We start from the raw sequence: 26,699 nt of genomic DNA on the forward strand, positions 1-26,699 counted from the left end.
TCCGTGCACTATGCGCACCGTCTGTGCGTAAGGTGCACAGGATTGGCAGGGGAGGGCCCCGACGTCAAGCCCCGGGGCCGGTGGATCCGTGGCCTACGCTGAACGCGTGAGCGGAACCGGGAAGGTGGTGAGCGGGGTGCGGGCAGAGGTCGCGAGCGGCATGGGAGGCAGTGCGCACGGCGGGAGCGAGGAGGGCGGGCGGGCGGTCAAGCGGCCCAGTCAGCCGCCGTCGCAGACGCTCGTCCGGGGTCTCGCCGTCCTGCGGGCCGTCGCCCACCAGCCCCGCGGACTGACGGTCGCCGAGATCGCCGCCCGGACGGGGCTGCACCGGACCGTCGTCCACCGCCTCGCGGGCACGCTGGCCGCCGAGGGGTTCCTGGCGAGGAGCGCGGACGGCGCGTACGTGCCCGGCGGGGAACTCCATACGCTCGCGGGCTCCTCCCGGCCCACCCTCGCGGAGTTCGTCCAGCCGCTGCTGCAGCAACTCGCCGACCGCTACGGCGGTACGGCGATCCTGTTCTTCCCGGAACCGGACTGCGTCGTCGCCGTAGCCACGGCCGTCCCTCGGAACGCCGACTACCACCTCGCCTACCGCAAGGGCTCCCGTCAGCCGCTGGACCGCGGGGCCGCGCCGTGTGCGATCCGCGCCGGACGGGCCCCCGCCGACGACGACCCGGAGGCGGTACGGGATGCGCGCCGCCGGGGCTGGGTCACGAGTCATGGCGCGGTCGAGCCGGGTGCCCACGCGGTCGCGGCGCCGCTGGCCCGGGGAGGGGACGTGCTGGACGCCTGCGTCATGTTCGTCTCGCACCGCCAGGACCGCGTCGACGAGGCCACGCCGGACGTGGTCTCCGCCGCGCACTCCGCCCGGGCGTTCCTGCTCGGGCCGCGGTAGGTCGCCGCCCGGCTCCTTCTTCTCGGTCAACGGCCGCCCCCGTCGCAACAGTTCGGCGGGGGCGGCCTCCTTTGTGCCCGGCGGGCCTTGACACCCACCACCAGCCACCACACCATGTGCTACCAACAAACGTACAGCATGTACGAATATCGCACAGTGGTGAAAACTGGAGGCTGATCGGGATGGCAAGCCCTGATCGCACCACCCTGGCCCACGGCCGCCTGTCCCTGATCGGCGTCCTCACTCAATCCATCGGCTTCATGGGGCCGGTCTTCTCGGTCGCGGCCCTGCTGCCCCTGGTCGTCGGCCTGTCGGCCACGGGGCGCGGCGCCGGCGTCGCCACCCCCGTCGCGATCGCCATCGCCGGCATCGGCATCTGTGGAGTCGGATGGGTCATAGCCCAGTACGCGAGGCGGATCCATCTGTGCGGTTCGCTCTACGAGTACGTGAGCGACAGCGCCGGCCCGCGCGTCGGCGTGGTCGCCGGATGGCTCTACTACGGCGCCATGATGGTGCTGGGGGCGTCGACCTTCCTCGTGCTGGGCGGACTCACCCAGACCTGGCTCCTCAACTCGCTCTCCGTCGACGTGCCGTGGTGGCCCCTGTCGCTGGGCTACGCCGCCCTCGTCGTCGCCCTTCTCGTGGTCGGCGTCCAGGTGTCCATCCGGGCGCAGCTCTTCCTCGCCCTGGTCACCATGGTCGTCGTCCTTGTGTTCTCCCTGGTCATCGTCTTCCGGGTCGGCGGCAGCAGCCAGGGCCTGTCCGCCGAACCCTTCGACCCGTTCTCCGTGGGAGGTCTGGACCTCCTCTACGGCGTGCTGTACGGCATCAACATGTTCATCGGGTTCGAGTCGGCGGCCAACCTGGCCGAGGAGACCGAGAACCCCAAGCGCCACGTGCCCCGCGCGGTCATGTGGTCGATCAGCATCGTCGGGGTCTACTACCTGATCGTGGCCTACGCGCAGGCTCTGGGCTTCGGCCTCGACGCGCAGGCGTGGAAGGACAGCGTCTTCCCGCTGGAGGCCCTGGCCTCCGGCAAGGAGTACGGGTCCGACGGCTTCGGGACCTTCATGGGGATCCTGATCATCTTCGACGTCCTCGCGGTGGCGATCGGTGTCGGCGTCGCGTCCAGCAGGGGGATGCTCTCCATGGCCCGCAGCGGCCGACTGCCCTCGAAGCTGGCGAAGTTGCATCGCCGGTTCCTCACCCCCGTATGGGGCTGCGCCCTGTTGGGTGTGTTCGCCTGTGTGGCCATCGTCGCCGTCCGTGTCGGCGACGGCATCTTCCCGCGCGAGACCGCTCAGCCCGGTGTCCTGCAACCGCAGTGGTCGCCGGCGTTCACCTGGATGGCCGGCTTCGGCGGCACCGGCCTCGCGCTGATGTACATGATCGTCGCCGCGCTCGGTGTGAAGGGCCTGTGGCCGTACGTCAACCGTGCCAAGCTCCTCGTCGCCGGCAGCGTCGGGGCCCTGGTGGCGGCAGGCGCGGTGTTCGGCGCCGTCTACAAGGCGCAGAGCCCCCTCGACACCGTTCCCTGGGCCCTTCTCGTCTGGGTGGCACTCGGCGCGGTGTGGTCCTTCTTCATCCACGGAAGGTCCTCCCGGCAGGGAGGCGTCGCCGACGAGCCGGCGCGCAGATCGAGTGAGGTGACCACAGGATGACGGCGCCCGCATCCGCCGCCCCGCCCCATCCCCGCATCCAACCCCCGACCGGCAGGAGGAACGGCAGTGACCACCACGACGTCGCACCCGTACGATCCGCTCAGCTCCAAGGAGACGGAGCAGGCGGTCGGCGTGGTGCGCGCCGCTCAGGCGGAGCGGACCGCGATCAGGTTCCCGCTGATCCGGCTGGACCTTCCCGACAAGCAACAGGTACGGGAGTACGACCCCGCGCAGCCGATCCCCCGGGTGGCCTTCCTCGTCGTCTACGACCCCGAGGCCGGCGCCATGTTCGAGGCGCGGGTCGATCTCACCGACGACAGCCTGGTCTCCTGGGAACATCTCCCCGGCAGGCAGCCCTCCATCATGATCGACGAGCTGATGGCACTCGACGAGATCATCAAGAACGACCAGGCCGCGGTGGAGGCCCTGGTACGGCACGGTGTCGACGATCTCTCGCAGCTGCAGTTCGACCCCTGGTCGACCGGCACGTTGCCGATCGAGGGGGTGGACGCACGACGACGAGTGATCCGGGCGACCGCGTACGTCCGCCACTTCACCGAGGACAACGGCTACGCCAGGCCCGTCGGGAACCTCGTCTTCGTCATCGACTGCGACGCCCGTTCGGTGGCGGCCATCCAGGAGGGGGATCCGCTGCCGCTTCCGCCGGAGAGCGGGAACTACGACCCGGCCAGTGTCGGTCCGTTGCGCGACGACCTCCGCCCCATCGAGATCACCCAGCCCGAAGGCCCCTCCTTCACGGTGTCCGGCCATGTGATCGAGTGGCAGCGGTGGCGGCTGCACGCCCACATCGACGTGGTGGAGGGACTCGTCATCAGCGATGTCTCCTACCAGGACGACGGGCGCCGACGCCCGATCCTGCACCGGGCCGGCATCAGCGAGATGGTGGTGCCCTATGGCGACACCAGCGACGACTTCTTCTTCCGGAACGTCTTCGACGCGGGTGAGTACAGCCTGGGCAAGACGGTCGGTTCGCTCAGTCTCGGCTGCGACTGCCTCGGCGAGATCCGGTATCTCGACGCCGTGCTCTGCGACGAGTCGGGCACCGCGCACACCGTCACCAACGCCATCTGCCTCCACGAGGAGGACTACGGGATCCTCTGGAAGCACTGGGACTTCCGCTACGTCCCGCAGGCGGAGGTCAGGCGTTCCCGGCGGCTGGTCGTGTCGTCGATCCACACGATCGGCAACTACGAGTACGGCTTCTTCTGGTACTTCTACCTCGACGGGACGATCCAGTTCGAGGCCAAGCTGACCGGTATCGTGCAGACCCGGGCCGTCGCCCCCGGCGAGAAACCCGCCTACGGCACGCTCGTGGCGCCCCAGCTGGACGCGCCCAACCACCAGCACCTGTTCAACATGCGCCTGGACATGGAGGTCGACGGGCCACGCAACACGGTGGTGGAGGTCGACGCGGTGGGTCTGCCGATGGGGCCGGACAACCCGTACGGAAACGCGATCGTCGCCCGCCGGACCGAGATCACCAACGAACGCGACGGACGCCGGATGTGCGACCCGCTCGCCGCACGCACCTGGAAGATCACCAACCCCGGCGTACGCAACCGCTTCGACGAGCCGGTCGCCTACAAGCTGGTGCCCTTCGTGGGGCCGACCCTGCTGGCCGCCCCCGAGAGCGATCTGGCGCGGCGTGCCGAGTTCGCGCGGGCGCATCTGTGGGTGACCCGGTACAGCCCCGACGAACTGCACGCCGCCGGCGACTACCCCAACCAGCACCCCGGTGACGGCATCGGCACCTGGATCCGGCAGGAGCGTGATCTCGTCGACACGGACGTGGTGTTGTGGCACACCTTCGGCACCTCGCACCTGCCACGCCCGGAGGACTGGCCCATCATGCCCTGCGACTACGTCGGATTCGCGCTGAAGCCGGTCGGATTCTTCGACCGCAACCCCTCGCTGGACGTACCGCCCCCGCCGGGGCACGGGACGACGCACTGCCACTGACCGGGGCGGCCGCGGGGTCGGCGGGTGTCAGCGCCCGACGGCCTCGGGGCCGGCTGTGCCGACCAGCTGCGTCGCGGCGCTCCCGGCCGCCTCCGTCACCAGATGCGGGATCCGGTCGTCGACGAGCTTGAGGCCGAGCTGCACCACTCCGAGGCTCGCCGTCGACCAGTCCGAGACCCGGATGGGGGCGGCGATGCCGATCGCGCCCTCCTGGATCGAGCCCACGCTGACCGCGTAGCCCCGGCGGCGGGCCTCGCGGACGTGCTCGGTGTCCGCGTCGGAGTCCGGCCGGCCGGCGAGGATGGCGATGCCGTCCGCGCCGACGGTCAGGGCGTGCCGGGCACCCTCCCGCATGGCGAGGTGCATGGTCGAGTTCGGCGGTTCCGCCGTCAGCAGGATCAGGGCCTGGTCGCCGTCGGCGACGCTCAGCAGCGCCGTGCTGTTGGTCTGCTCGCTGAGCCGTCGCAGGATCGGCAGGACGGTGGCCTGCAGCCGTGGTTTGAGCTGTCCGGCCAGTTCGGCCACACCGAATCCGAGGATGTACCGCGTGCCGAGGCGGGCGACGAGGTTGTGCGCCTCCAGCGTGCGCAGAAGACGGTAGACGGCCGCCCGGGCGATCGTCAGCTGCTCGGCGAGCTCCGCCGCAGTGAGGCCGTCGGCGTTGCGTGCGAGCAGCGACAGCACCGTCAGCCCGCGGTCAAGAGTCAGGGACGTTTCCCCGCCGGTCGCCGCCACGATCTTCTCTCTCCTCCTGCTACCGAGTGGCGCACATCATGTCACGGCGCCGGGAACGGCTCGGTGACGCCGACCCCTTGACCCGACGTCACCCTCTCCCTATGGTTTCGAATATCGTCCTCATAGAACGGTAATCGTACATGCTCACACGCGCAGAGGCCGAACGGCTGGTCGCCACCGTTCCCACGGAGCCCTACCTCGCCGGGCGATGGGACAGCAGTCAGAGCACCGAAACCTTCGACGTGATCGACCCGGTCACCGAACGCCGGCTCACGACCGTGGCCGCGGCGGGGGCCCGTGAAGTGGAACGGGCCGTGTCGCACGCCCGGACCGCGATGGACGAGGGAGAGTGGGGGAGGACCGAAGGAAGCGTCAGGGCGGTCCTGCTGCACCGCCTGGCCGACCTGATCGAGGCCCGGAGCGAGGAGTTCGCGACGCTGGAGTCGCTGGACATCGGCAAGCCCGGTTTCGAACCGCGGGCGATCGACCTCCCCCAGACGATCCAGACGTTCCGGTACTTCGCCGGCTGGGCCGACAAGGTGGAGGGCCGCTCCGTCCCCACGTCCTCCTACATGGGACGGCCCACGCACAGCTACACCGTCCGCGAGCCGGTCGGGGTCGTCGCGGCCATCACGCCCTGGAACTCACCGACGATGATCGGGGCGTGGAAGATCGCGCCCGCGCTCGCCGCGGGCTGCGCCGTCGTCCTCAAGCCTCCGGAGGACGCGCCCCTCACCTCCCTTCTCCTCGCGTCGCTGATCGAGGAGGCAGGCTTCCCGGCCGGGGCGTTCAGCGTCCTTCCCGGACTCGGCGCGGTGACGGGGCAGGCGCTCATCGACCACCCCGGCGTGGACAAGATCTCCTTCACCGGCAGCCCCGAGACGGGACACAAGGTGGCTCTGGCCGCCGCGAAGGGGTTCCGGCGCACGACCCTGGAACTCGGCGGAAAGAGTCCCCAGATCGTCTTCGCCGACGCGGATCTCGACGAGGCCGCGCAAGGGGTGACGGTCGGCATCTTCGCCAACCAGGGCGAGGTGTGCGCCGCGGGCAGCCGCATCCTGGTCGCTCGTTCCGTGTACGACGAGTTCCTGGAGCGCCTGGTGGCGCGGGCCCGTGCCACCAAGGTCGGCGACCCGTTCGACGAGGGCACCACGATGGGCGCGCTGATCAACGCCCGGCAGCTGGGCAGGGTCTCCGAGTACATCGCGGCCGGGGTCGACGAGGGCGCCCGCCTGATCACCGGGGGCGGCCGGCCGCACGCCAGGGGCTTCTTCGTCGAGCCGACCCTGTTCGCCGACGTGGACAACGCCATGAGGATCGCCCGGAGGGAGATCTTCGGGCCCGTGGGCGCCGTGATCCCGTTCGACACGGAGTCCGACGCGATCACGATGGCCAACGACAGCGACTACGCGCTGGCCGCCACCCTGTGGACCGCCGATGTCAGCCGGGCCCATGTGGTCGCTCGTCAGGTGAAGGCGGGCGCCGTCGCGATCAACGGCTGGGCGCCGCTCGACCCCCGCGTGCCCTGGGGCGGTTCCCGGCTCAGTGGCCAGGGGCGGGAACTGGGCTGGGCCGGCATCGAGGCCAACACCGAGGAGAAGACGGTCACGGCCGTCCTCTCGTACACGCCCGACAAGTGAGAGCGCGCTCCTCCGCGCGCCTTCCCCTGACCGTCCGCCCTGTCACCGTCGACCGCCCTGTGGTCGTCCACTGCCTCCAGGAGGGGTTCTCCGTGTCAGCTCATGTCTTGGTCGTGTACTACAGCGCGACGGGGTCCGTGCATCGGCTCGCGCGAGCGGTGGCCGAAGGCGCCGAGTCGTCCGGTGCCGAGGTGCGGCTGCGCAGGGTCGCCGAACTCGCGCCCGACGAGGCGATCGCGGCGAATCCGGACTGGGCGGCGCATCACCGGGAGACGGAGTCGACCGTTGAGGTGGCCGAGCTCGCCGATCTGGAGTGGGCCGACGGATACGCCTTCGGCACCCCTACGCGGTACGGCGCTCCTGCGGCGCAGCTGAAGCAGTTCATCGACACCGCCGGAAGTCTCTGGCAGGAGGGGAAGCTGGCGGACAAGCCGGTGACGGCCTTCGTCTCCTCGGCGGAGCGGCATGGCGGCCAGGAGTCGACGATCCTGTCCCTGAACAACGTCTTCTACCACTGGGGCGCGGTCATCGTCCCGCTCGGCTACACGGACGACGCCGTCTACGCGTCGGGCGGCAACCCGTACGGAACGTCATGGCCCGCCGGCTTCCCCTCGATTCTCCCGGACGAGACGGCGCTGGCCTGCGCCCGCTTCCAGGGCGCCCGGCTGGCCCGGTTCACGACCCTACTGGCGGGCTGACCCCGCCCACGGCCCCCGGGCGGTGGTCCGACCTTCCGCAGCGGGGCCCGCCCCCGCCCTGAAGGCGCAACCGCTCCCCGGCCACGGCTGCCCCGGCCCGACAGCGCCTGCAACGCTGTGTGGCCCCTCACTGGCTGTGCCGGGACATGTTGATGGTGCCGTCCGGTGAGCGGCTGTCGAAGTGGACGACGTACACCGGCCGCCCGCGGGGCGCGTCCGCCGAGTACGTCGTGGCGATGATGTCGAGATGATGAGGTGACTGATTCCAGGGACTCGGGTCCCACTTGAGCCGCACTTCGGCCTTCCTCACGCCCTGGCTGTCGCTCACCGGATTGCTGCCTTTCCCCATGCCGGGCCATCGCGGGCCGGCCCCTCATGGTCAAGTATGGCTCTCGGTCGACCTGTTGAAGCCCTGTGCGGCACGTTCCTTCGGGCTCCGTGGGCGGCGTTCTGTCCGTTGTGGTTCCCCGCGCAGTTCCCCGCGCCCCTTGCGGGGCGCGGGTGTTCGCCGTGTTCAGCGGGGCGCCGTTGTCAATGAGTCGGGGGTCAGGCCCAGTTCGTGGGCCAGGGCCCGGTCGGCCCACTCCAGGGCCCTGGTGCGGGAGACGGCTCCTTCGTAGGAGGTCATCTGCACCGCCAGGCCGTCCAGGAGGGCGGTGAGGCGGAGGGCGGACGCCGTGGGGTCCGGGCAGTGGAACTCCTCGGCGGCCACACCCGCCTCGATGACCTCGGTGAGAGCCGCCTTCCACTGGCGGTCCAGATCGCGGGTGACCTCGCGCAGCGCGGGGTCGCGCAGGGACGCGGCCCACCCCTCGATCCACAGCCGCCAGCCCTTGGCCTGGCCGGTGGGGGCGTACCAGCGGACGGCCGCCCTCAGGCGGCGCAGGGCCGTGGTGCGGCGGCCCAGGAGCTTGCGGAGGTGGGCCAGGTCGTCCTCGGCGGCATGGCGGAAGGCCTCGGCCACCAGGCGTTCCTTGGTGGAGAAGTGGTAGAGGACCAGGGCGTTGCTCACCCCGAGGACGGCGGCCACGTCGGCGATCCGTACCGCCGCGACGCCCCGCTCCTCGATCTGTTCGATGGCGGCCCGGAGCAACTCCGCACGCCGCTCGGCCACGCTCAACCGCACCCTGCCCACGTGGCAACCCTACCCAGGCCCCCGACTGCCGCCGCAGGCTTCGAGCCACCCCGGCGCGGGCCGGGACGTCAGCGGTGCCAGCCGAAGCGGTCCGTGATCGCCGGGACGCGGTCGGCGGCGATGGCGTGAGCGGCGGCGCGGGGCGTGATGCCCTCGGTCTCGGCCCGGGTGAGCATCAGGTCGACGAGGGCGCGCATGGAGCGGCGGGTGTGCGTGAACGCCTCGTCGGCGGTGGGGCCGATGTCGCCGAAGAGGGTCCACCACCACCAGGCGTTCGTACCGGAGTTGACCACCACGTCGGGCAGCACGGTGACACCGCGGGAGGTGAGCGCCTCCTCGGCCTCGGGCAGCACGGGCATGTTGGCCGCCTCGACGATCAGCCGGGCGGTGACGAGGTGGTGGTTGGTGGTGTCGATCGCGTAGGAGACGGCCGCGGGGACGAGCACGTCGGCCTCGGTGGCCACCCAGGCGTCGGCGGGGGTCTCCCGGTCGCTGGGCCGCAGCGCGGCGCGGTCGATCGTGCCGTACGGGTCGCGCGCGGCGAGCAGGGCCTCTACGTCCAGCCCGGCGGGGTTGGCGACGGTGCCCTTGATGTCGGCGACCGCGACGACCGTGAGGCCGGCGCGGGCGAGGAAGCGGGCGGTGGCGCCGCCCATGGTGCCCAGGCCCTGCACGGCGACCCGGGTCCCGGCGTGCGGCGTGCCGGTCCGGTCCAGGGCGGTGAGCACGGACTCGGCGACACCGCAGCCGCCCACCAGTTCATCGAGGCCGATGCCGTCCACCTGGACGGCGAAGGCGTCCGCGAGGCGTCGCCGGGCCGATCCCTCGTCGTCCAGGAGGGGGTACACCGCCTGGACCGTCGACACCAGGCCCGCCTCGCAGGCCGCGCGGTCCACCAGGTCCTGGGCGAGACCGAGGTCCTCGCCCGTGGTCCAGAAGCACTCGATGTACGGGCGCATCGCGCGCAGGTAGCGCACCAGGACGCCGTAGGCCTCCGGGTCCCGGGGGTCGCAGTCGATGCCGCCCTTGGCGCCGCCGAGCGGGACGTACCGGCCCTCGGGGGCGTAGTGCAGCGCCTCCTTCATGGTCATGCCGCGCGCGAGCCCGGCGACCTCGTCCAGCGTGCAGCCGGGGCGCATCCGCAGGCCACCGCTGCAGACCCCGCGCACCAGCCGGTCCACGACCAGGAAGCCCCGCCGGCCCGTGACGTGGTCGGTCCAGGTGAGCGACAAGAAAGGGCTGATGGTCATGGGGCTCCCCGGGAACAAAAGGATCTACTGAATAGTTGGTCAGTATTGCATCGCGCGGGGACGATCGGACCCGGCGCGGTCGGAGGGGCGGACCATAATGGGATGCCTGAGCGAATCCACCTGGAGGTGCCGTGTCCGGTTCCGGATCCCGTTCTCTGAGCTCGGGGCTGCGCGCAGTGCGGCCCGCCGCCTTCGGCGCGGATCCGAGCGGCGCCCGATGGGAGCGGATCCGCAGATCCCCGCATTTCGCGAACGGGGTCTTCGTGAACCCCGAGGGCGCCCAGGTCCGCCCCTCCGGGGGTGCCGCCGTGGAAATGGCGAGGAGCTACTTCCGCAAGGACGAGAGGGTGCGGCGGGCCCCGGCGGGGCTGATCCCCGTGCACTCCACGACCCTCGCCGACCTGGCCAGGCCCCCGGCGAGCGGGCTGCGGACCACCTGGATGGGACATTCGAGCGTGCTCGCCGAGATCGACGGCCACCGGGTGCTCTTCGACCCGGTCTGGGGTGAGCGCTGCTCCCCGTTCGCCTTCGCCGGGCCCAAGCGGCTGCACCCCGTCCCGGTGCCGCTCGCCGCGCTCGGCCCGGTCGACGTCGTCGTCATCTCGCACGACCACTACGACCACCTCGACATGCCCTCGATCAAGGAACTGGCGGGCACGGACACGCTCTTCGCCGTGCCCCTGGGCGTCGGCGCCCATCTGGAGCACTGGGGGGTCTCAGCGGACCGGATCCGCGAGCTGGACTGGCACGAGGACACGAAGGTCGGCGGCCTCACCCTGACCGCGACCCCGGCGCGGCACTTCTGCGGCAGGGGCCTGCGCAACACCCAGCACACGCTCTGGGCCTCCTGGGTCGTCGCCGGTGAGGAGCACCGGATCTACCACAGCGGCGACACCGGGTACTTCGAGGGCTTCAAGGACATCGGCGCCGCGCACGGCCCGTTCGACCTCACCATGATCCAGGTGGGTGCCTATTCGGAGTACTGGCCCGACATCCACATGACCCCCGACGAGGGACTGCGGACCCACCTCGACCTGCAGGGCGGCGAGCCCGGCGGGGTGATGATGCCGATCCACTGGGCGACGTTCAACCTGGCGATGCACGCCTGGGCCGAGCCGGGCGAGCGCATGATGTGGGCCACCCACGACGCGGGGGTCACGATGGCCGCGCCGCGGCCGGGGGAGCCGTTCGAGCCGAAGAACACCCCGCCGGTGGATCCGTGGTGGCGCGCGGTCTCCCAACAGCCGGTCGGCGGCTGGGCCGCCTGGCCCCCGGTGGGGGAGCGGCTGGACCTGGTGGCGGAGGGCTGAGAATCCGGTCGGGAATTCTCCCGACAGGGTGATTTTTCGTGGGACGCAGAGGGCCGGGGAGCACAGTGCTCCCCGGCCCTCCACTTCTTTTACTGACCCATTCTGAGCGACTCTGATCGAAATTCGAGCGGAAAAGGAATCCGGCAGGAGCAAGCGTCCGAAGAATTATCGGACTTTCGCACGAAGCCTCATACCAGAGTGGGACGCATTACGGCGGTCTTTGTCAACTGCGCACCGCACATGACGCGTTGGCGACTACTGTGAGTTGCCGTCGGACGACGCTGTGCCGAATTCTTCGTCTCTCGCGACCGACACGCGAGGGCGCACGCCCGAGTCGCCCGGACGCGGCACCCCCCACCCCCAGACGGACCAGTACGAGGACGCTGATGTCTCACCTTCGCGCACCGGCCGCCCGCGCAGATCGCCGTGAGGGCGGGCGGCACGGGCGATCGGCCACCCGCGCCGCCGTCCCCTCACTGCCCGAGATCCACATACGGCCACAGCTGGTGCGCCTCGCGGTCCTGCCCCCCACCGCGGTGGCCCTCAGCGCCTGCGCCGCCGTCCTCTTCACCTTCCGCGCCGGCGGCGCCCGCCCCAGCCTCACTCTGTGGGCGGTCCTCGCCGGAGCCGCCGCCGTGGCCCTCGCCGGCATCGCGATCGGCGCCGTGGCCGCCGGGCGCACCGCCAAGGCCGTCCGCGAACGGCTGGGCGCCCTGCGTCAGGCCAGCAGCAAGGGCGAGGACGACCTGCGCTCCCTGGTCGACGCGCTCCGGCGCGGCGACCAGCCGCCCGCGCGCGGGCCCCGCATCAGAACCGCCGCCGGCGCCGACGACTTCGAGCCGCTCGCCGCCGACCTCGCCCGCGCCCACGACAGCGCCGTCACCGCCGTCGTCCAGGCCTCCCAGCTCTCCAGCCACGCCGGCAGCGAACAGAAGCTCGAAGTCTTCGTGAACCTGGCCCGCCGACTCCAGTCCCTCGTCCAGCGCGAGATCTCCATCCTCGACGACCTGGAGAACGAGATCGAGGACCCGGACCTGCTCAAGGGCCTCTTCCACGTCGACCACCTCGCCACCCGTATCCGCCGGCACGCCGAGAACCTCGCCGTCCTCGGCGGCGCCGTCTCCCGCCGCCAGTGGAGCAACCCCGTCTCCATGACCGAGGTGCTGCGCTCCGCGATCGCCGAGGTCGAGCAGTACTCCCGGGTCAAGCTGGTGCCCCCCGTCGACGGCACCCTGCGCGGGCACGCCGTCGCCGACGTCATCCACCTCCTCGCCGAGCTCGTCGAGAACGCCACGGTCTTCTCCGCCCCGCACACCCAGGTCCTGCTCCGCGCCAACCTCGTCACCTCCGGCCTCGCCGTCGAGGTCGAGGACCGCGGTCTCGGCATGCCCGTCACCGAGCAGAACAAGATGAACGCCCTGCTCGCCGACCCCGACCAGGTCAACGTCGCCAGCCTCCTCCAGGACGGCCGCATCGGGCTCTTCGTCGTCTCCCAGCTGGCCCGCCGCCACGGCATCCAGGTCCGCCTCCAGAGCAACATCTACGGCGGCGTCCAGGCCGCGTTCGTCGTCCCTCAGGGCCTCCTCGGCGGCGAACCCGACGACCTGCCGCACACTCACGCCGTCCCCGAGCAGAGCACCGGCATGCGCAGGTCCGCCGGGACCCACCAGGCACCGGCCGCCCCGCCCCAGCGGGCGTCCGCACCCGCCCCGCCGACCGTCCGACGGGCGGCCCCGCCCGCGCCGCCGAAGCGCACGAGCGGTCCGGCCGCCCGGCCCCGCGCAGCCCGCACGTCCCGAGACCGGCCACCGCGCGGCGCCGAGCCCGCACGCGCCACCGTGCCTCGGCAACAGGGCCCCGGCCGGGCGGCGCCCGGCAGGGCTCGGGCAGGAGCGGCACCGGACCGACCCCGCTGCCGGTACGCGGCGCCCGGGAGGACCGGCCCAACCCGGCCGAGGCCGTGCCCGGCATCCGCCCGGACGACCGGCGGACGGTCGCGGACGACGCCGGCACACCCCGACCCCCGGGTCGGCGGCGCCGTCCGCGGGACCATGGGCAAGCCCCAGCTGCCCCGCCGCCGCGCCCAGCAGCACATCGTGCCCCAGCTGCGCGGCGGCCCCGCACCCACGCCCCGGCAGGACCCCGACCACTACATCGGCCACGACCCCGGGCTGATGGCCGCCTTCCAGCGCGGCATCGGACTCGCCGAGGCACGCCAGATGGAGAGCTCGGACTGGGACACCTCCACCCTGGACACGCCGCAGGTGGACAGCGCTGTCCCCGCCGACTTCGCTTCTCGCTCGGACAGCACTACCCGCGCCGACTTCGCCTCCCGCGCCGACATCGCCGCCCCGGCCGACTTCGCGTCGCCCGTGGACTTCTCACCGCCCGCCCCCGACGCCGCGTCCCGTATCGACACGGGACAGCCGCGCACAGGCTCGAACACCGGCTACCCGGCCCCGGCACCGCACGACGGCACGGGCGGCGCCGACGCACTCCACATGGAGCTGGCCCACATGGACGCACCCCACAAGGACGCCGCGCAACCCCTGGGCGGACACCCAAGGGGCGGCGCCCCCATAGCCGTACCGCCGTCCGCCCTCGACGCGGCACACGACCTCACACCCCGGCAGGACGGGAGCACACCGGCCGGATGACCACCCCCTCACCCCCACCACCACCCCACCACGGTCCCCACCCCTGCGCTCCCGCAGACCAACGCACCCCAAGGAGTCGATCCACCATGGCGAGCGATGCGCCGACCGGCCATGTATCCGACCTCGACTGGCTGATGAGCGGCCTCGTCCAGCGTGTACCGCACACCACGAGCGCGGTGCTGCTCTCCTGCGACGGGCTGGTGAAGTCGGTCCACGGCCTGGACCCGGACAGCGCCGACCACATGGCGGCCCTGGCCTCCGGCCTGTACTCCCTCGGACGCAGCGCGGGCGTCCGCTTCGGCGACGGCGGCGACGTCCGCCAGGTCGTCGTCGAACTCGCCTCGACCCTGCTGTTCGTCTCCACGGCCGGTTCCGGCACCTGCCTCGCCGTGCTCGCCGGACGCGAGGCCGACGCCGCCGTCCTCGGCTACGAGATGGCGATGCTGGTCAAGAGCGTCCGCCCGTACCTGGTCACCCAGCCCCGGCAAGCCGTCGAACCCTCCGCGATGAGGCCTTGACCGTGCCCGCGGCCGGCGACGGACCCTTGTACGACGACGCCGCCGGGCGTCTGGTGCGCCCCTACACCGTCATCAACGGCCGGACCCGGCCGACCACCGCGCTCGATCTCCTCTCACAGGTGATGGCCACCGGGGCGACCCCCCTCGGCTATCTGGGCCCCGAGCACGCGACCGCACTCGACCTGTGCCGGGCACCCGTCTCGGTCGCCGAGATCGCCGCCCACCTCACGTTGCCGGCGACGGTCACCAAGGTGCTGCTGTCCGACCTCGTCGACTGCGGAGCCCTCACCACCAAGCCCCCGGTTTTCCACCACAACCCGACAGACCGGTCTCTTCTGGAGGCAGTGCTCGATGGACTACGACGACAGCTCTGACCCCTTCCCCACCGCACTCAAGATCCTGGTGGCGGGAGGGTTCGGGGTCGGCAAGACGACCTTCGTCGGCGCGGTGAGCGAGATCGCGCCGCTGAGCACGGAGGAACTGCTCACCACCGTGAGCGCCGCGACCGACAATCTCGACGGCATCGAGAACAAGGTCGAGACGACCGTCGCGATGGACTTCGGCCGCATCACCCTGGACCCGCGCCATGTGCTCTATCTGTTCGGCACCCCCGGACAGCAGCGGTTCTGGTTCATGTGGGACGAACTCTCCGAGGGCGCCCTCGGCGCGGTCATCCTCGCCGACACGCGCCGCCTGGAGGACTGCTTCGCCGCCGTCGACTTCTTCGAGCAGCGCGGCCTCGGCTTCATCGTCGCCATCAACGAGTTCGACGGCTCCTACCGCTACGACGCCGACGAGGTGCGCGCGGCCCTCGACCTCGACCCGGAGATCCCCGTCGTCTGCTGCGACGCCCGGATCTCCAGCTCGGGCGCCCAGACCCTGCTCACCCTCGTCCGGCACCTCCTCGCCCACACCCCGGCGCAACTGCCGAGCCACGGAGCCCACACGTGACGTACGACCCGCCGCGTCCGGTCGGACGGCTGCTGCTCACCCCCGACGACCCGGGCGCCCCCGAGCGCGTGGCGCGGCTGCGGATGCTGGGGCTCGGCGCCTACGCCGAACCGGAGTTCGACACCTTCGCGGACCGGCTCGCGGAGGTCGCCGCGGTGCCGTACGCGACGGTCAACTTCATCGACGAGGAACGACAGTTCTTCGCCGGCCTGCATGTGTCGGCGGAGCCAACGGCGGACACCACGGTGCTCGGTGTCGATCGTCGTCTCGCCCGCGACCACGGGTTCTGCCCCTATGTGGTGGTGCGCCGCAAGGGGCTCGTCCTCGAAGACGTCCGCGAGTACCCGAAGTTCGCCGGCAACCCCGTCGTCGACGACCACGGCATCCGCTCCTACCTCGGCGCCCCCCTCCTCGACCGTACGGGCATCGCCCTCGGCACGGTCTGTGTCATGGACGTCCAGCCGCGCTCATGGGGCACGGCGGGTCTGGAGACCATCAAGGCGATGGCCGCGCAACTCGCCGCCCGGATCGAGGGACGGGAGGCGTTTCCGTAACGCCCGAGGGGAGGGCACTTCATGGCGGATCGGCGGTGCGGTCCACGGCGGATCGCCGCCGCGGGTGTGAAGGAAAGCTGCGGCGGAGCTTAAGAAAAGCTCGATGGACCCGGGGTATCGGCGTGCGGCAGATTGATCGGCGATTCCACCCCTCTCCCCGGTACGGGTCCGTTCGTCATGGGCCGCCGCCGGGGGCGCACCCACAGGAGCCGTAGCGTTGAAGGCGCTGGTCAAGGAGAAGGCGGAGCCCGGGTTGTGGCTCGTCGACGTCCCGGAGCCCGAGATCGGCCCCGGTGACGTCCTGATCAAGGTCCTGCGGACCGGGATCTGCGGCACCGACCTGCACATCCGGTCCTGGGACGGCTGGGCCCGGCAGACCATCCGCACCCCGCTCGTGGCCGGCCACGAGTTCGTCGGTGAGGTCGTGGAGACCGGCGGTGCCGTCACCGACATCCGGGTCGGCGACCGGGTCAGCGGCGAGGGTCACCTGGTGTGCGGCAAGTGCCGCAACTGTCTCGCCGGCCGCCGCCACCTGTGCCGCGCCACCGTCGGCCTCGGCGTCGGCCGCGACGGGGCGTTCGCCGAGTACGTGGCCCTGCCGGCGACCAACGTCTGGGTGCACCGCGTCCCCGTCGACCTCGACGTGGCCGCGATCTTCGACCCGTTCGGCAACGCCGTGCACACCGCGCTCTCCTTCCCGCTGGTCGGCGAGGACGTCCTGATCACCGGGGCGGGCCCCATCGGGCTGATGGCCGCCGCCGTCGCCCGGCACGCCGGGGCCCGCCATGTCGTGGTCACGGACGTCAGCGAGGACCGGCTGGAACTCGCCCGCAAGATCGGGGTCAGCCTCGCGCTCGACGTGCGGGAGTCGACCATCGCCGACGGCCAGCGGGCCCTCGGTCTGCGGGAGGGCTTCGACATAGGTCTGGAGATGTCCGGCAACCCCGCCGCGATGCGCGACATGATCGCCAACATGACGCACGGCGGCCGGATCGCCATGCTCGGACTGCCGTCCGAGGAGTTCGCAGTCGACTGGGCCCGCATCGTCACCTCCATGATCACCATCAAGGGGATCTACGGTCGCGAGATGTTCGAGACCTGGTACGCCATGACGGTCCTCCTGGAGGGCGGCCTCGACCTGGCCCCCGTCATCACCGGCCGCTACGGCTACCGCGACCACGAGGCGGCGTTCGCGGACGCGGCGAGTGGTGCCGGCGGCAAGGTCATCCTCGACTGGACTGCGTGAGTCACCGGCTTCCGGACCACGTAAGTCACCTGCTTCTTCTAGGAGTTCACGATGTTCGACTCCGTGCGCGACGACCTGCGCACCACCCTCGACGAGATCCGTGCCGCCGGGCTGCACAAGCCCGAGCGGGTCATCGGCACCCCGCAGTCGGCGACCGTGGCGGTCACCGCCGGCGGCCGTCCCGGCGAGGTCCTCAACTTCTGCGCCAACAACTACCTCGGCCTCGCCGACCACCCCGAGGTGATCGCCGCCGCCCACGAGGCCCTCGACCGCTGGGGCTACGGCATGGCCTCCGTGCGCTTCATCTGCGGCACCCAGGAGGTGCACAAGGAGCTGGAGGCGCGGCTGTCGGCGTTCCTCGGCCAGGAGGACACGATCCTCTACTCCTCCTGCTTCGACGCCAACGGCGGCGTCTTCGAGACCCTGCTCGGCCCCGAGGACGCGGTGATCTCCGACGCCCTCAACCACGCCTCGATCATCGACGGCATCCGGCTCTCCAAGGCCCGCCGCTTCCGCTACGCCAACCGTGATCTGGGCGACCTGGAACGGCAGTTGAAGGAGGCCACCCAGGGCGGCGCCCGCCGGAAGCTGATCGTCACCGACGGCGTGTTCTCCATGGACGGCTATGTGGCCCCGCTCCGCGAGATCTGTGACCTCGCCGACCGCCACGACGCCATGGTCATGGTCGACGACTCCCACGCCGTCGGCTTCACCGGCCCCGGCGGCCGCGGCACCCCCGAGCTGCACGGCGTCATGGACCGCGTCGACATCATCACCGGCACCCTCGGCAAGGCCCTCGGCGGCGCCTCCGGCGGCTACGTCGCCGCCCGCGCCGAGATCGTCGCCCTGCTGCGCCAGCGCTCCCGCCCGTACCTCTTCTCCAACACCCTCGCGCCGGTGATCGCGGCGGCGTCCCTGAAGGTGCTCGACCTCCTGGAGTCGGCCGACGACCTGCGCGTCCGCCTCGCCGAGAACACGGCGCTGTTCCGCCGTCGCATGACCGAGGAGGGCTTCGACATCCTCCCCGGCGACCACCCGATCGCCCCCGTCATGATCGGCGACGCGGCGAAGGCGGGGCGCCTGGCCGAGCTGCTCCTGGAACGTGGCGTCTACGTGATCGGCTTCTCCTACCCGGTCGTCCCGCAGGGCCAGGCCCGCATCCGTGTCCAGCTCTCCGCCGCGCACTCGACGGTGGACGTGCACCGGGCGGTGGACGCGTTCGTAGCGGCACGGGCGGAGCTGGAGACCTGAGCGGAGCGAAGCGGGTCGGCCGGGGCGGGGGCCCGATGCGGGCGGCTCCGGGGGAAAGCGGGCATTTGAGAGAATCGACCCCATGATCGAAGCGCGGCGGCTCCACATCCTTCGTGCGGTGGCCGACCACCGTACGGTGACGGCGGCTGCCGCCGCGCTGTACCTGACCCCCTCCGCCGTCTCCCAGCAGCTCACGGCCCTGGAACAGGAGACGGGACACCGCCTGGTCGAACGGGGTGCCAAGGGCGTACGGCTGACCCCGGCCGGCGAGATCCTGCTCGGCCACACCAACGCGGTCCTCGCCCGGCTGGAACTGGCGGCGGCGGAACTGGCCGCGTACAGCTCGGGCGAGGCCGGCACCGTCACGGTCGCCTCCTTCGCCACCGGGATCGCCCAGGTCGTGGCACCCGCGCTGGCCCGTCTCGCCGTGTCCGCGCCCGGCATCAGCCTGCGCGTCCAGGACGCCGAGGGTGACGCGAGCCTGCCGATGGTCCTGGACCGGCAGGTCGACATCGCCGTGGCCGTCGAGTACCGGGGCGCGCCGGCAGCCGACGACCCCCGCCTGACGCACGTCGCGCTGTACGCCGAGCCGTTCGACGCGGTCGTGCCCGTGGGCCACCGTCTCGCCGACTCGGCCGAGGTGCCGCTCGCCGAACTGGCCAAGGACCCCTGGATCGGCCCCTACCCCGGCAACCCGTGCCATGACGTCGTCGTCCTGGCCTGCGAGAACGCAGGCTTCCAACCCCGTCTCGAACACTCCTCCGACGACTTCCGTGCCGTGGTCGCCCTCGCCTCCGCCGACGCGGGGGTAGCCCTCGTGCCCCGCTCCGCGCTGCGCGGCACGGACCTCACGGGTGTCGTCGTACGCCCCGTCGACGGCGTGGCCCCCACCCGCCGGGTCTTCGCCGCCGTGCGCCGTGGCGCGGAGGGGCACCCGCTGATCCGGCCGGTGCTGGAAGCGCTGGGGGAGGCGGCCGGGTGAGCGGGAGCGCCTTCTACGCGGCGGACCCGCACGGGACGCTGCGGCCGACGTCGATCTACTGCAAGCGGCCTCGGTGAGTGTCAGTGGTCACCGCTACCGTGCGTTCCATGCCCGATGCTGAAGACGTACGACGAGTCGCCCTCTCCCTGCCCGACAGTACGGAGAAGATCGCCTGGAGCATGCCCACGTTCCGGGTGGCGGGGAAGATGTTCGCGACGCTGCCGGAGGACGAGACGTCCATGGCCGTGCGGTGCCCCAAGGTCGAGCGGGACGAGCTGGTCCTCGCCGAGCCCGGCAAGTTCTGGATCGCCGACCACGAGGCCGGGTTCGCCTGGGTGAGGGTGCGGCTCTCCGCCCTGGAGGACGAGGCCGAGCTGCGCGACGTCCTCGCCGACTCCTGGCGCCAGTCGGCACCGACCCGACTCCTCGACGCCCACCCCGAGTTGGGGCTCCCGGCCGCCGACTGAGCTGCCCGGGCCCGCCCGTGCCGCTACCGCAGGAACCCCGTGATCCGTTCCCGCAGCGAGGCCGCGTCCAACCCGTGCGCGGCCACGTGCTCATCGAGCTGCCCGTAGCGGCGCAGCTCTCGCCGGCCCACCCCCAGCCCGAGGACCCGGTGCGGCACATGAGCGAGCGCGTCGTTGGCGGCAGCCGTCGACGTGCCCGCCAGGTAGGGCTCGACGAGGACGACGTCCGTGCCCGCCGAGTCGGTGGCCCGGCGCAACGCGGCCGAGTCGAACGGGCGCACGGTCGACGCGTACAGCACCGTCGCATCGAGCCCCGCGGTCGCCGCGAGGACGGCGTCGAGCATGGGCCCGACGGCGACGACGACCCCGCGGCGCCCCTCCCGCACGGTGCAGAACCGCTGTCCGTCCACCGCGAGCGCCGACCCGTTGGACTGCGCGGACAGCCGTACGTACACCTTGTCGTCCTTGTCCTCGCCCGCGCCCACCGCGTGCCGGATCAGCGTCTCGGCCTCGTCGGGGTGCCCCGGTACGTGCACGGTCCACCCGTCGAGTGTGTCCAGGACGGCCACGTCGCCGGGTGCCATGTGGGTGAAGCCGCCCGCGGGCCAGTCGTAGGACGCGGCGGCGCTGACCAGCACCGCGCCCACGTCCTGGTGCCCCAGATCCAGCTTCACCTGCTCGAAGGGCCGTTCCACGAGGAAGCTCGCGAAGGTGTGCACCACGGGCCGCATCCCGGCCAGCGCCAGGCCCGCGCCCGTGCCGATCAGCAGTTGCTCCCGGATGCCGACGTTGATCACCCGGTCCGGATGGCGGAGCGCGGCCTCCGTGAAGCCGTCCCGGCCGATCTCGGCGAGGACCACCGCGACCCGGGGGTCCTCGTCGAGCAGGCCGGAGATGACGGGTGCGAGGCGATCACGCATGGTGTCCATGAGGTCTTGCGTCCTTCCAGGGTGGTTGCGGAACTCTAGGGGCGGGTCGGGTCGGGTCGCGTCGGGCTGGGCTCATGTGGTCGGGCCTTGATTCAGGCGTTCTTCGGCTCGACACGGGCCACGACGACCCGGGGCCGCCCCGGGTGCGGCGCGGTGAAGGCGGCGTGCAGCGCCTCGTGGTCGCGCCCGTCCACGGTCTCGGCGGACCAGCCCGCCACCTCGAACCGCGCGGCGATACCGCCGGGCCGCGCGTGACTGGCGGAGGAGTTGTCGATCACGACGGTGTGGAGCCGGTCGAGGCCGGCGGGACCGGCGTACGCGATCGCCTCGTGATTGCTGCCCTCGTCCAGCTCCGCGTCCCCGATCAGCACCCACACCGCCGGGTCGACCCGTCCCTGGGCCCGCAGCCCGAGCGCCGTCCCGACCGCGATCGGCAGGCCGTGCCCGAGCGACCCGCTGCCGATCTCCGCGCCCGGCACCAGCACCCGGTCAGGATGGTGGCCGAGCGGAGAGTCGTAGGAACCGAAGCCGGGCAGCCAGTCGACCGGCACGAAGCCCTTCGCGGCGAGTACCGCGTAGTACGCCATCGGCCCGTGCCCCTTCGACAGCAGGAACCGGTCCCGGTCCGGGTCCTCCGGCCGCCCCGGCCCCACCCGCAGCACCCGGTCGTAGAGCACCCACAGCACGTCCAGCGTGGAGGTGGCCGCCGGTCCGTGCTTCTCGGCGCCCGTCATCAGCCCCATCAGCTCGGGCAGCTCTGTGAATCCGTACGTCGTCGTCATGGGAGAGAGCCTGCAACCTCAACCAAACTTCAGGTCAAGGCGTGGCGGTCGGGGGTGCGAGGGTGCCTCCCCTCCCTCGCGGCGAAAAACGCGTGCGCGACCACCGGCCCGAGTGCGGTATTGTTTCCGTGCACGTTCAGCCAGGGGAAACCCCAGGTCAGACGGGCACCGGGACGTGGCGCAGCTTGGTAGCGCACTTGACTGGGGGTCAAGGGGTCGCAGGTTCAAATCCTGTCGTCCCGACTCGAGAGAGTCGTAGGTGAAGGGGCTGTACCGGAGTGATCCGGTACAGCCCCTTCCACGTATCGTCCGGCGGTCGGGTCAGTCGGCCCGCCGACGGCGCCGGACGCGCCGCTGATCACCACGGTGTCGCCGGGGCGCACGGCCAGGAACCTGGTGGACGTGCTCCAGGCGCTGGCCGACACGGCCGAGGGCGTACGCCATGGGGAGCGGGGGCCACGCCCGGGGAATGGCGGTGATCGCCCTGCGGTGAGCGTCCCCTCGACGGACCGACCGACGGACCGGCCGGCCGTGCGAGCGGGCCGACCGTGTCACCCCGTCAGGGCCGCCACGTCCGCGCGGATCGCCGGTAGCTGGGAGTGCAGTACGCCGCCGGGGCAGTCGGTGGCCGCCCAGTCGCGGTGGCCGGAGATGGCGGGGCCGTCCCATATGGCGCCGCTGACAGGGTTGACGTAGACCACCTTCTGCTGAAGGGGGTTGATGGAGTGCCGTGTGGCGAGTTCCGCCAGCAGTTGGACGAGCGCGCCGCGCGCGGCGGCCGTGGGCGCGACGGCGCTGAACGTCCCCAGCAGGGCGATCCCGACGTTCCCCGTGTTGTACGTGCCGATGTGGGCGCCGGTGACCAGCCGTCCCGCCGCGTTGTGCGCGGGGTCCCCGTCGGTGCCGGACCACCGTCCTTCGTAGACCCGTCCGGCCGCGTCGATCAGGTAGTGGTAGCCGATGTCGCCCCAGCCCTGACCGACCGTCTGGTCGCGGTAGATCGTGCGGACCCGGGCCGCGGGATTGGCCTCGCCGTTCGCGCTGCCGGTGTGGTGCACGGACAGGGTCTGCACCGGGTGGTAGTCGGGCGGCCAGGTCTCGCTGCCGTCCGCGCCGAAGCGCAGGCTCTCGTCCGCGCCCCAGGCCTGCCGGGACAGCATGACGTACGCGGCGGAGCGGGAGCCGGCCGTCGGGGAGCCCGCCGCCGCGGCCGGGCGGGAGACGGCTCCCGTCACGGCGACGGCGCCGAGGGCCCCCAGCAGCGCGCGCCTGGGTAACGCGCCGAAGGGGGCGGGCGCGCCGGGCGAGGCGAAGGAGGCTGCGGAGTTGGTGGAGTCGGACGGAGACGTGTGCCTCGGATGCATGGCTGTCCTTCCGGAGGGGCGGTGGCCGGAGAGTGGGATCAGGGCAGGTCGAGGTCGCAGAGATAGCCCGGGCTGTTCGCCCACGAGCGGAGCAGGGGCCAGGTGACCGGGCCGATGGCTCCGTCGTCGTCGATGTCGGCGCACTGCTGGAAACGTACGGTCGCCAGGCGCGTGTTGGGTCCGAACCTGCCGTCGACCGTCAGGTTGTCGCCCGACATGGAGAGGTTCAGATAGCACTGCCCGAGCATGACCGCGGACGGGCTCGTCGTGTCGACGTCGCCCTGGCCGATCTCCGGAGGAGGCCAACTGGCGTCCCAGTAACCGCCGCAGTGGTCGGCGGCCGTGGGCGCGGCACTCGCGGCCCGGACCCCGTCGATCCCCCCGGCCAGCAGCACGGCCGTGGCGGCGGCGACCACCGCGATCCTGTTGCTTCTCATACGGATGTCACTCCAGACGTCGGTACGCGCATACGGAGTCGTTCCGGTGTGACTCGATGGTGCCGGTGGTGCGCGACGGCTGTCACGCTCGTTCGACCCTGCCGAAAAGACGCAGGCGGGGGTGGGTGTCGGGCGGAGAAACGGAGGCAATGGTTCCAAGTCGCCGCGAGGGGGGGGGGCACAGGACGCCACATCCGGCGCGCGGTGGTGATCCGGGGCGTGTCGGGGGTGCGCGGTGGACTGGGCGGTGGGCTGGTCGGTTGGATGGGGGCCCGGGCTGTGCCGCGGTGTCGTCGCCGACGACCGCGGTCCGACCGACGACACTCACACTCGATACGCGACACCCGACACGCGCCGGAGATGAGCTGCGATGGTGAACGACCGGTACGGAAACCGCCTCCACGAGTGCGACGCCGAGGGAGCGGGGCATCTGGACCGGGCCGTGGAGGGGCTGTTGTTCTTCCGGCCGGAGTTCCCGACCGCCGTCGCGGACGCCGTGGCCGCGTGCCCCGGATCGCCGCTGGCCCAGGCGTTCGCGGCGTATCTGGGGGTGCTGGGCACCGAGTCCCGGGACGCCGAGGAGGCGGGCCGTGGCTTCCGGGCGTTCAGCGCCGGGCTGGACCATGCGGCGCTGCCCCGGCGGGAGCGGATGCACATGGCCGCGGCGGGAGCCTGGCTCGACGGCGATCTGGGTCTGGCCGGTCGGATCCTGGAGGACCTGGTCGTGGAGTGCCCGCGTGATCCGCTCGCCCTGGCGGTGGGCCACCAGCTCGACTTCTTCACGGGGGACGCCACGCGGCTGCGGGACCGGATCGGCGGAGCCCTGCCGGCGTGGGACACGGACGACCCCCATCGCGGGCCGCTCCTGGGCATGTACGCGTTCGGCCTGGAGGAGTCGGGCCACTACGACCGGGCCGATGAGGTGGCCCGTGCCGCCGTCGAGCGGAACCCCCGTGACATCTGGGCCATCCACGCCGTCGTCCATGTGCACGAGATGCGGGGCCGGTTCGCCGAGGGGCTCGACTTCCTCGACGCGCGCCTCGACGACTGGGCGAGCGGCAGCCTGCTGACGGTGCACAGCTGGTGGCACTACGCCCTGTACGCGCTGGAGGCGGGCGACACCGCCACGGCCCTGCGGATCTACGACGCCGTGCTGCACCACGAGAACTCGTCCGGGTTCGTCATGGAACTCCTCGACGCCGCCTCGCTGTTGTGGCGGTTCCTCCTGGACGGCGTGGACCAGGAGGCCCGTTGGCGGTCACTGGCCGACGCGTGGGCCGCGCGCGAGGACCCGCCGTTCTACGCCTTCAACGACGTGCACGCCGTCATGGCGTTCGCGGGGGCCGGGCGGCTGGACACCGCGGACGAGTTCGTCGCCGACCGGCGGCGCTGGCTGCGGGGCGGCCCAGGAGGACGGGCGGCCCCGCACCAACCGCGTGATGACCGCCGAGATCGGGCTGCCGGTGTGCGAGGCGCTGGTGGCGTTCGCCCGTGCGGACCACGCGACGGTGGTGGACCTCCTGTGGCCGATCCGCCGCCGGCTGCACACCTTCGGCGGCAGCCACGCCCAGCGGGACGTGGTCCAGCGGACCCTGCTGGAGGCGGCCCTCCGCGCGCGCCGGGACGACCTGGCCCGGCTCCTGATCGGCGAGCGCACCGGTCTGAGTCCGCACAGCCCCTACAACTGGCTCGGCCGGGCCCGTCTCGCCGACGCCCTCGGGGAAGCGGGCCGTGCCGCCGTCGCCCGCGCCACGGCGACCGAACTGGCGGCCCCCCGCCGCGGCGAGGCTCAGCGGGAACCCGCACGCCGCCTACCTCGGACCGAAACCCTGAGCCCCGGCCGGTGCCACCCGCCCTCCGTGCCGCCCCCGCCCCGTCAGGGCGGACAGCCCGGTCAAGGCAGACATCCGTGTCAGGACAGGCAGCCCACATGCGCCAGGGCCTGCTTCAGGAGGACGCCCTGGCCGCCCGGCATCTCGCTCTGGACGGAGGCCGACGCCGCGTCCTGGGGGCTGAACCACACCAGGTCGAGCGCGTCCTGCCGGGGTCGGCAGTCACCGGCCACCGGGACGATGTAGGCGAGGGAGACCGCGTGCTGCCGCGGGTCGTGGAACGGGGTGATGCCCTGCGTCGGGAAGTACTCCGCGATCGTGAAGGGCTGGAGGGCGGACGGGACACGGGGCAGCGCCACCGGACCGAGGTCCTTCTCCAGGTGACGCAGGAGCGCGTCCCGGACCCGCTCGTGGTGCATCACGCGGCCGGAGACCAGATTGCGGCTGACCGTCCCGTCCGGGCCGATGCGCAGCAGCAGCCCGATGCTGGTGACTTCGCCGCTGTCGTCGACGCGCACGGGCACGGCCTCGACGTACAGGATCGGCATCCGGGCGCGCGCCGACTCGAGCTCGTCGGACGGCAGCCAGCCGGGCGTGGTTTCGGTCATGTCAGACATTGGCCGATCATACTTTCAACGTCAGTCGAAGCGCGCGTCGCTCCGATCACACCTGTCAGAGATGCCCCGGCCGCTCCGCCCGCATGCGCGGCGCGGACGATCAGGCGCGGACGTTCAGTCGTGCGCGGCCCACAGCCCGCGCACATGACCGAGGTGGCGGGTCATCACCGCGCGTACGGCCTCCTCGTCGCGGGCGAGCAGCGCGTCCAGCAACTCCAGGTGCTCCTGCGCCGAGGACAGCAGCCGGCCCGACTCGGCGAGTGCGGTCAGGCCGTAGAGGCGGGCGCGTTTGCGCAGGTCACCCACCACCTCGACGAGGTGCGCATTGCCCGCGAGGGCGAGCAGACCGAGATGGAAGCGGGTGTCGGCCTCGACGTACGCGATGAGGTCCCCGGCGGCCGCGGCGGCCACGATCTCCCGGGCGGCGGGCCGCAGCGCCTCCAGGGAGATCTGGTCGGCGGTCCGGGCCAGGCCGGCCGTGGTCGGGATTTCGATGAGCGAGCGGACATGCGTGTACTCGTCCAGCTGCTTCTCGGTGACGGCGGTGACCCGGAACCCTTTGTTGGGCACGGGGTCGACCAGCCCCTCCTTGGCCAGATCCAGCATGGCCTCCCGCACCGGCGTCGCCGAGACACCGAAGCGGCCGGCGAGCGCGGGCGCGGAGTACACCTCGCCCGGCCGCAGCTCACCGGCGATCAGCGCGGCCCGCAAGGCGTCGGCTACGCGCTCGCGGTAGCTGCTCTTCTTGCCGCCGAGCACCGGCAGGGCGGGGCCGGCGGCAGGGGCTGACAGGGCCATCGCACCTCTC

At 71.9% G+C, this 26,699-nt stretch carries 25 protein-coding genes, 1 tRNA gene and 1 pseudogene; 16 read left to right on the top strand and 11 right to left on the bottom strand.

Annotated elements, in window-relative coordinates; all coding sequences use genetic code 11:
• Positions 1 to 106: 106 nt before the first annotated feature.
• The 3 genes from E4N62_RS11930 (at position 107) to E4N62_RS11940 (ending at position 4,536) form a co-directional block, all read left to right on the top strand.
• Positions 107 to 895, top strand: a complete 789-nt coding sequence (locus E4N62_RS11930) for an IclR family transcriptional regulator (protein ID WP_230213845.1) — start codon at positions 107 to 109, stop codon at positions 893 to 895.
• Positions 896 to 1,077: 182 nt separating this feature from the next.
• On the top strand, positions 1,078 to 2,556 hold the full coding sequence (locus tag E4N62_RS11935; RefSeq protein WP_230213846.1) for an APC family permease: 1,479 nt from the start codon (positions 1,078 to 1,080) through the stop codon (positions 2,554 to 2,556).
• A gap of 66 nt (positions 2,557 to 2,622) precedes the next feature.
• Entirely contained in the window at positions 2,623 to 4,536 is a 1,914-nt protein-coding gene (locus tag E4N62_RS11940) for a primary-amine oxidase (RefSeq protein ID WP_230213847.1), read from the top strand.
• Positions 4,537 to 4,563: 27 nt separating this feature from the next.
• Here E4N62_RS11940 and E4N62_RS11945 read toward each other — a convergent pair whose 3' ends face one another.
• Positions 4,564 to 5,271, bottom strand: coding sequence for an IclR family transcriptional regulator (locus E4N62_RS11945; protein WP_230213848.1), 708 nt, complete (start codon positions 5,269 to 5,271; stop codon positions 4,564 to 4,566).
• 140 nt (positions 5,272 to 5,411) lie between these two features.
• On the opposite strand from E4N62_RS11945, the gene E4N62_RS11950 reads away from it, so the two are divergent.
• Both E4N62_RS11950 and wrbA read left to right on the top strand, forming a co-directional pair.
• Positions 5,412 to 6,911: an aldehyde dehydrogenase family protein gene (locus E4N62_RS11950; protein ID WP_230213849.1), complete on the top strand. Its 1,500-nt coding sequence runs from the start codon at positions 5,412 to 5,414 to the stop codon at positions 6,909 to 6,911.
• Between the two features lie 92 nt (positions 6,912 to 7,003).
• Positions 7,004 to 7,609 (top strand): NAD(P)H:quinone oxidoreductase, encoded by a 606-nt coding sequence (gene wrbA, locus E4N62_RS11955; RefSeq protein ID WP_230213850.1) that lies wholly within the window; start codon positions 7,004 to 7,006, stop codon positions 7,607 to 7,609.
• 130 nt (positions 7,610 to 7,739) lie between these two features.
• Here the strand turns inward: wrbA and E4N62_RS11960 are convergent.
• From E4N62_RS11960 to E4N62_RS11970, 3 genes and pseudogenes are all read right to left on the bottom strand, one after another.
• A pseudogene (locus E4N62_RS11960) lies at positions 7,740 to 7,958 on the bottom strand (TerD-family protein); the annotation flags it as partial.
• 165 nt (positions 7,959 to 8,123) lie between these two features.
• On the bottom strand, positions 8,124 to 8,744 hold the full coding sequence (locus tag E4N62_RS11965; protein WP_230213851.1) for a TetR/AcrR family transcriptional regulator: 621 nt from the start codon (positions 8,742 to 8,744) through the stop codon (positions 8,124 to 8,126).
• A 68-nt stretch (positions 8,745 to 8,812) separates the two neighbouring features.
• Positions 8,813 to 9,994, bottom strand: coding sequence for a Glu/Leu/Phe/Val dehydrogenase dimerization domain-containing protein (locus E4N62_RS11970; RefSeq protein WP_230213852.1), 1,182 nt, complete (start codon positions 9,992 to 9,994; stop codon positions 8,813 to 8,815).
• Between the two features lie 131 nt (positions 9,995 to 10,125).
• On the opposite strand from E4N62_RS11970, the gene E4N62_RS11975 reads away from it, so the two are divergent.
• The 10 genes from E4N62_RS11975 to E4N62_RS12020 all read left to right on the top strand — a co-directional run bounded on the left by E4N62_RS11975 (position 10,126) and on the right by E4N62_RS12020 (position 19,930).
• The gene (locus E4N62_RS11975) at positions 10,126 to 11,304 is read left to right on the top strand and encodes an MBL fold metallo-hydrolase (RefSeq protein ID WP_230213853.1); all 1,179 of its coding nucleotides are present in this window, start codon (positions 10,126 to 10,128) and stop codon (positions 11,302 to 11,304) included.
• A 386-nt stretch (positions 11,305 to 11,690) separates the two neighbouring features.
• Positions 11,691 to 13,961, top strand: a complete 2,271-nt coding sequence (locus E4N62_RS11980) for an ATP-binding protein (RefSeq protein WP_230213854.1) — start codon at positions 11,691 to 11,693, stop codon at positions 13,959 to 13,961.
• An 86-nt stretch (positions 13,962 to 14,047) separates the two neighbouring features.
• Positions 14,048 to 14,479: a roadblock/LC7 domain-containing protein gene (locus E4N62_RS11985; protein ID WP_184902050.1), complete on the top strand. Its 432-nt coding sequence runs from the start codon at positions 14,048 to 14,050 to the stop codon at positions 14,477 to 14,479.
• Between the two features lie 2 nt (positions 14,480 to 14,481).
• Entirely contained in the window at positions 14,482 to 14,853 is a 372-nt protein-coding gene (locus tag E4N62_RS11990) for a DUF742 domain-containing protein (protein ID WP_045556837.1), read from the top strand.
• Positions 14,831 to 15,430 (top strand): ATP/GTP-binding protein, encoded by a 600-nt coding sequence (locus E4N62_RS11995; RefSeq protein ID WP_230213855.1) that lies wholly within the window; start codon positions 14,831 to 14,833, stop codon positions 15,428 to 15,430. Before E4N62_RS11990 ends, E4N62_RS11995 begins: the two co-directional genes overlap by 23 nt.
• Positions 15,427 to 15,984 carry a GAF domain-containing protein gene (locus E4N62_RS12000; RefSeq protein ID WP_230213856.1) on the top strand — a complete coding sequence of 186 codons (558 nt, stop codon included), beginning with the start codon at positions 15,427 to 15,429 and terminating at the stop codon, positions 15,982 to 15,984. The genes E4N62_RS11995 and E4N62_RS12000 overlap by 4 nt, the downstream gene beginning before the upstream one ends.
• A 217-nt stretch (positions 15,985 to 16,201) precedes the next feature.
• A complete protein-coding gene (tdh, locus tag E4N62_RS12005) occupies positions 16,202 to 17,230 on the top strand; it encodes an L-threonine 3-dehydrogenase (protein ID WP_230213857.1) in 1,029 nt (342 codons plus the stop codon).
• Between the two features lie 51 nt (positions 17,231 to 17,281).
• Positions 17,282 to 18,481 (top strand): glycine C-acetyltransferase, encoded by a 1,200-nt coding sequence (locus tag E4N62_RS12010; RefSeq protein WP_230213858.1) that lies wholly within the window; start codon positions 17,282 to 17,284, stop codon positions 18,479 to 18,481.
• Positions 18,482 to 18,563: 82 nt separating this feature from the next.
• Entirely contained in the window at positions 18,564 to 19,463 is a 900-nt protein-coding gene (locus E4N62_RS12015; protein ID WP_184902062.1) for a LysR family transcriptional regulator, read from the top strand.
• A gap of 107 nt (positions 19,464 to 19,570) precedes the next feature.
• The gene (locus E4N62_RS12020) at positions 19,571 to 19,930 is read left to right on the top strand and encodes an MmcQ/YjbR family DNA-binding protein (protein ID WP_184902064.1); all 360 of its coding nucleotides are present in this window, start codon (positions 19,571 to 19,573) and stop codon (positions 19,928 to 19,930) included.
• A gap of 23 nt (positions 19,931 to 19,953) precedes the next feature.
• Here E4N62_RS12020 and E4N62_RS12025 read toward each other — a convergent pair whose 3' ends face one another.
• On the bottom strand, positions 19,954 to 20,859 hold the full coding sequence (locus E4N62_RS12025; RefSeq protein WP_230213859.1) for a transketolase family protein: 906 nt from the start codon (positions 20,857 to 20,859) through the stop codon (positions 19,954 to 19,956).
• 92 nt (positions 20,860 to 20,951) lie between these two features.
• Positions 20,952 to 21,641 carry a transketolase gene (locus E4N62_RS12030; RefSeq protein ID WP_230213860.1) on the bottom strand — a complete coding sequence of 230 codons (690 nt, stop codon included), beginning with the start codon at positions 21,639 to 21,641 and terminating at the stop codon, positions 20,952 to 20,954.
• A gap of 169 nt (positions 21,642 to 21,810) precedes the next feature.
• On the opposite strand from E4N62_RS12030, the gene E4N62_RS12035 reads away from it, so the two are divergent.
• Positions 21,811 to 21,884: transfer RNA gene (locus E4N62_RS12035), tRNA-Pro, on the top strand.
• A 308-nt stretch (positions 21,885 to 22,192) separates the two neighbouring features.
• Here the strand turns inward: E4N62_RS12035 and E4N62_RS12040 are convergent.
• The 5 genes from E4N62_RS12040 to E4N62_RS12060 all read right to left on the bottom strand — a co-directional run bounded on the left by E4N62_RS12040 (position 22,193) and on the right by E4N62_RS12060 (position 26,689).
• A complete protein-coding gene (locus E4N62_RS12040; protein ID WP_230213861.1) occupies positions 22,193 to 23,005 on the bottom strand; it encodes a peptidoglycan recognition family protein in 813 nt (270 codons plus the stop codon).
• Between the two features lie 38 nt (positions 23,006 to 23,043).
• On the bottom strand, positions 23,044 to 23,442 hold the full coding sequence (locus tag E4N62_RS12045; protein WP_230213862.1) for a peptidoglycan-binding protein: 399 nt from the start codon (positions 23,440 to 23,442) through the stop codon (positions 23,044 to 23,046).
• A gap of 1,258 nt (positions 23,443 to 24,700) precedes the next feature.
• Positions 24,701 to 25,099: a hypothetical protein gene (locus tag E4N62_RS12050; protein ID WP_230213863.1), complete on the bottom strand. Its 399-nt coding sequence runs from the start codon at positions 25,097 to 25,099 to the stop codon at positions 24,701 to 24,703.
• A gap of 255 nt (positions 25,100 to 25,354) precedes the next feature.
• Entirely contained in the window at positions 25,355 to 25,882 is a 528-nt protein-coding gene (locus E4N62_RS12055; RefSeq protein ID WP_184902079.1) for an NUDIX hydrolase family protein, read from the bottom strand.
• A gap of 123 nt (positions 25,883 to 26,005) precedes the next feature.
• Positions 26,006 to 26,689 (bottom strand): GntR family transcriptional regulator, encoded by a 684-nt coding sequence (locus tag E4N62_RS12060; protein ID WP_230213864.1) that lies wholly within the window; start codon positions 26,687 to 26,689, stop codon positions 26,006 to 26,008.
• Positions 26,690 to 26,699: the final 10 nt, after the last annotated feature.

The organism is Streptomyces sp. MNU76, assembly GCF_020982545.1.
Taxonomy (GTDB): Bacteria; Actinomycetota; Actinomycetes; order Streptomycetales; family Streptomycetaceae; genus Streptomyces.

Excerpts from the sequence above, each read along its gene's own strand:
- E4N62_RS12060 (WP_230213864.1), bottom strand. The coding sequence starts at position 26,689 with ATGGCCCTGTCAGCCCCTGCCGCCGGCCCCGCCCTGCCGGTGCTCGGC.
- E4N62_RS11985 (WP_184902050.1), top strand. The coding sequence starts at position 14,048 with ATGGCGAGCGATGCGCCGACCGGCCATGTATCCGACCTCGACTGGCTG.
- E4N62_RS12020 (WP_184902064.1), top strand. The coding sequence starts at position 19,571 with ATGCCCGATGCTGAAGACGTACGACGAGTCGCCCTCTCCCTGCCCGAC.
- E4N62_RS11995 (WP_230213855.1), top strand. The coding sequence starts at position 14,831 with ATGGACTACGACGACAGCTCTGACCCCTTCCCCACCGCACTCAAGATC.
- E4N62_RS12025 (WP_230213859.1), bottom strand. The coding sequence starts at position 20,859 with ATGGACACCATGCGTGATCGCCTCGCACCCGTCATCTCCGGCCTGCTC.
- E4N62_RS11935 (WP_230213846.1), top strand. The coding sequence starts at position 1,078 with ATGGCAAGCCCTGATCGCACCACCCTGGCCCACGGCCGCCTGTCCCTG.
- E4N62_RS12040 (WP_230213861.1), bottom strand. The coding sequence starts at position 23,005 with ATGCATCCGAGGCACACGTCTCCGTCCGACTCCACCAACTCCGCAGCC.
- E4N62_RS12055 (WP_184902079.1), bottom strand. The coding sequence starts at position 25,882 with ATGACCGAAACCACGCCCGGCTGGCTGCCGTCCGACGAGCTCGAGTCG.
- E4N62_RS12045 (WP_230213862.1), bottom strand. The coding sequence starts at position 23,442 with ATGAGAAGCAACAGGATCGCGGTGGTCGCCGCCGCCACGGCCGTGCTG.
- E4N62_RS11950 (WP_230213849.1), top strand. The coding sequence starts at position 5,412 with ATGCTCACACGCGCAGAGGCCGAACGGCTGGTCGCCACCGTTCCCACG.
- E4N62_RS11970 (WP_230213852.1), bottom strand. The coding sequence starts at position 9,994 with ATGACCATCAGCCCTTTCTTGTCGCTCACCTGGACCGACCACGTCACG.
- E4N62_RS12010 (WP_230213858.1), top strand. The coding sequence starts at position 17,282 with ATGTTCGACTCCGTGCGCGACGACCTGCGCACCACCCTCGACGAGATC.
- E4N62_RS12015 (WP_184902062.1), top strand. The coding sequence starts at position 18,564 with ATGATCGAAGCGCGGCGGCTCCACATCCTTCGTGCGGTGGCCGACCAC.
- E4N62_RS12030 (WP_230213860.1), bottom strand. The coding sequence starts at position 21,641 with ATGACGACGACGTACGGATTCACAGAGCTGCCCGAGCTGATGGGGCTG.
- E4N62_RS11980 (WP_230213854.1), top strand. The coding sequence starts at position 11,691 with ATGTCTCACCTTCGCGCACCGGCCGCCCGCGCAGATCGCCGTGAGGGC.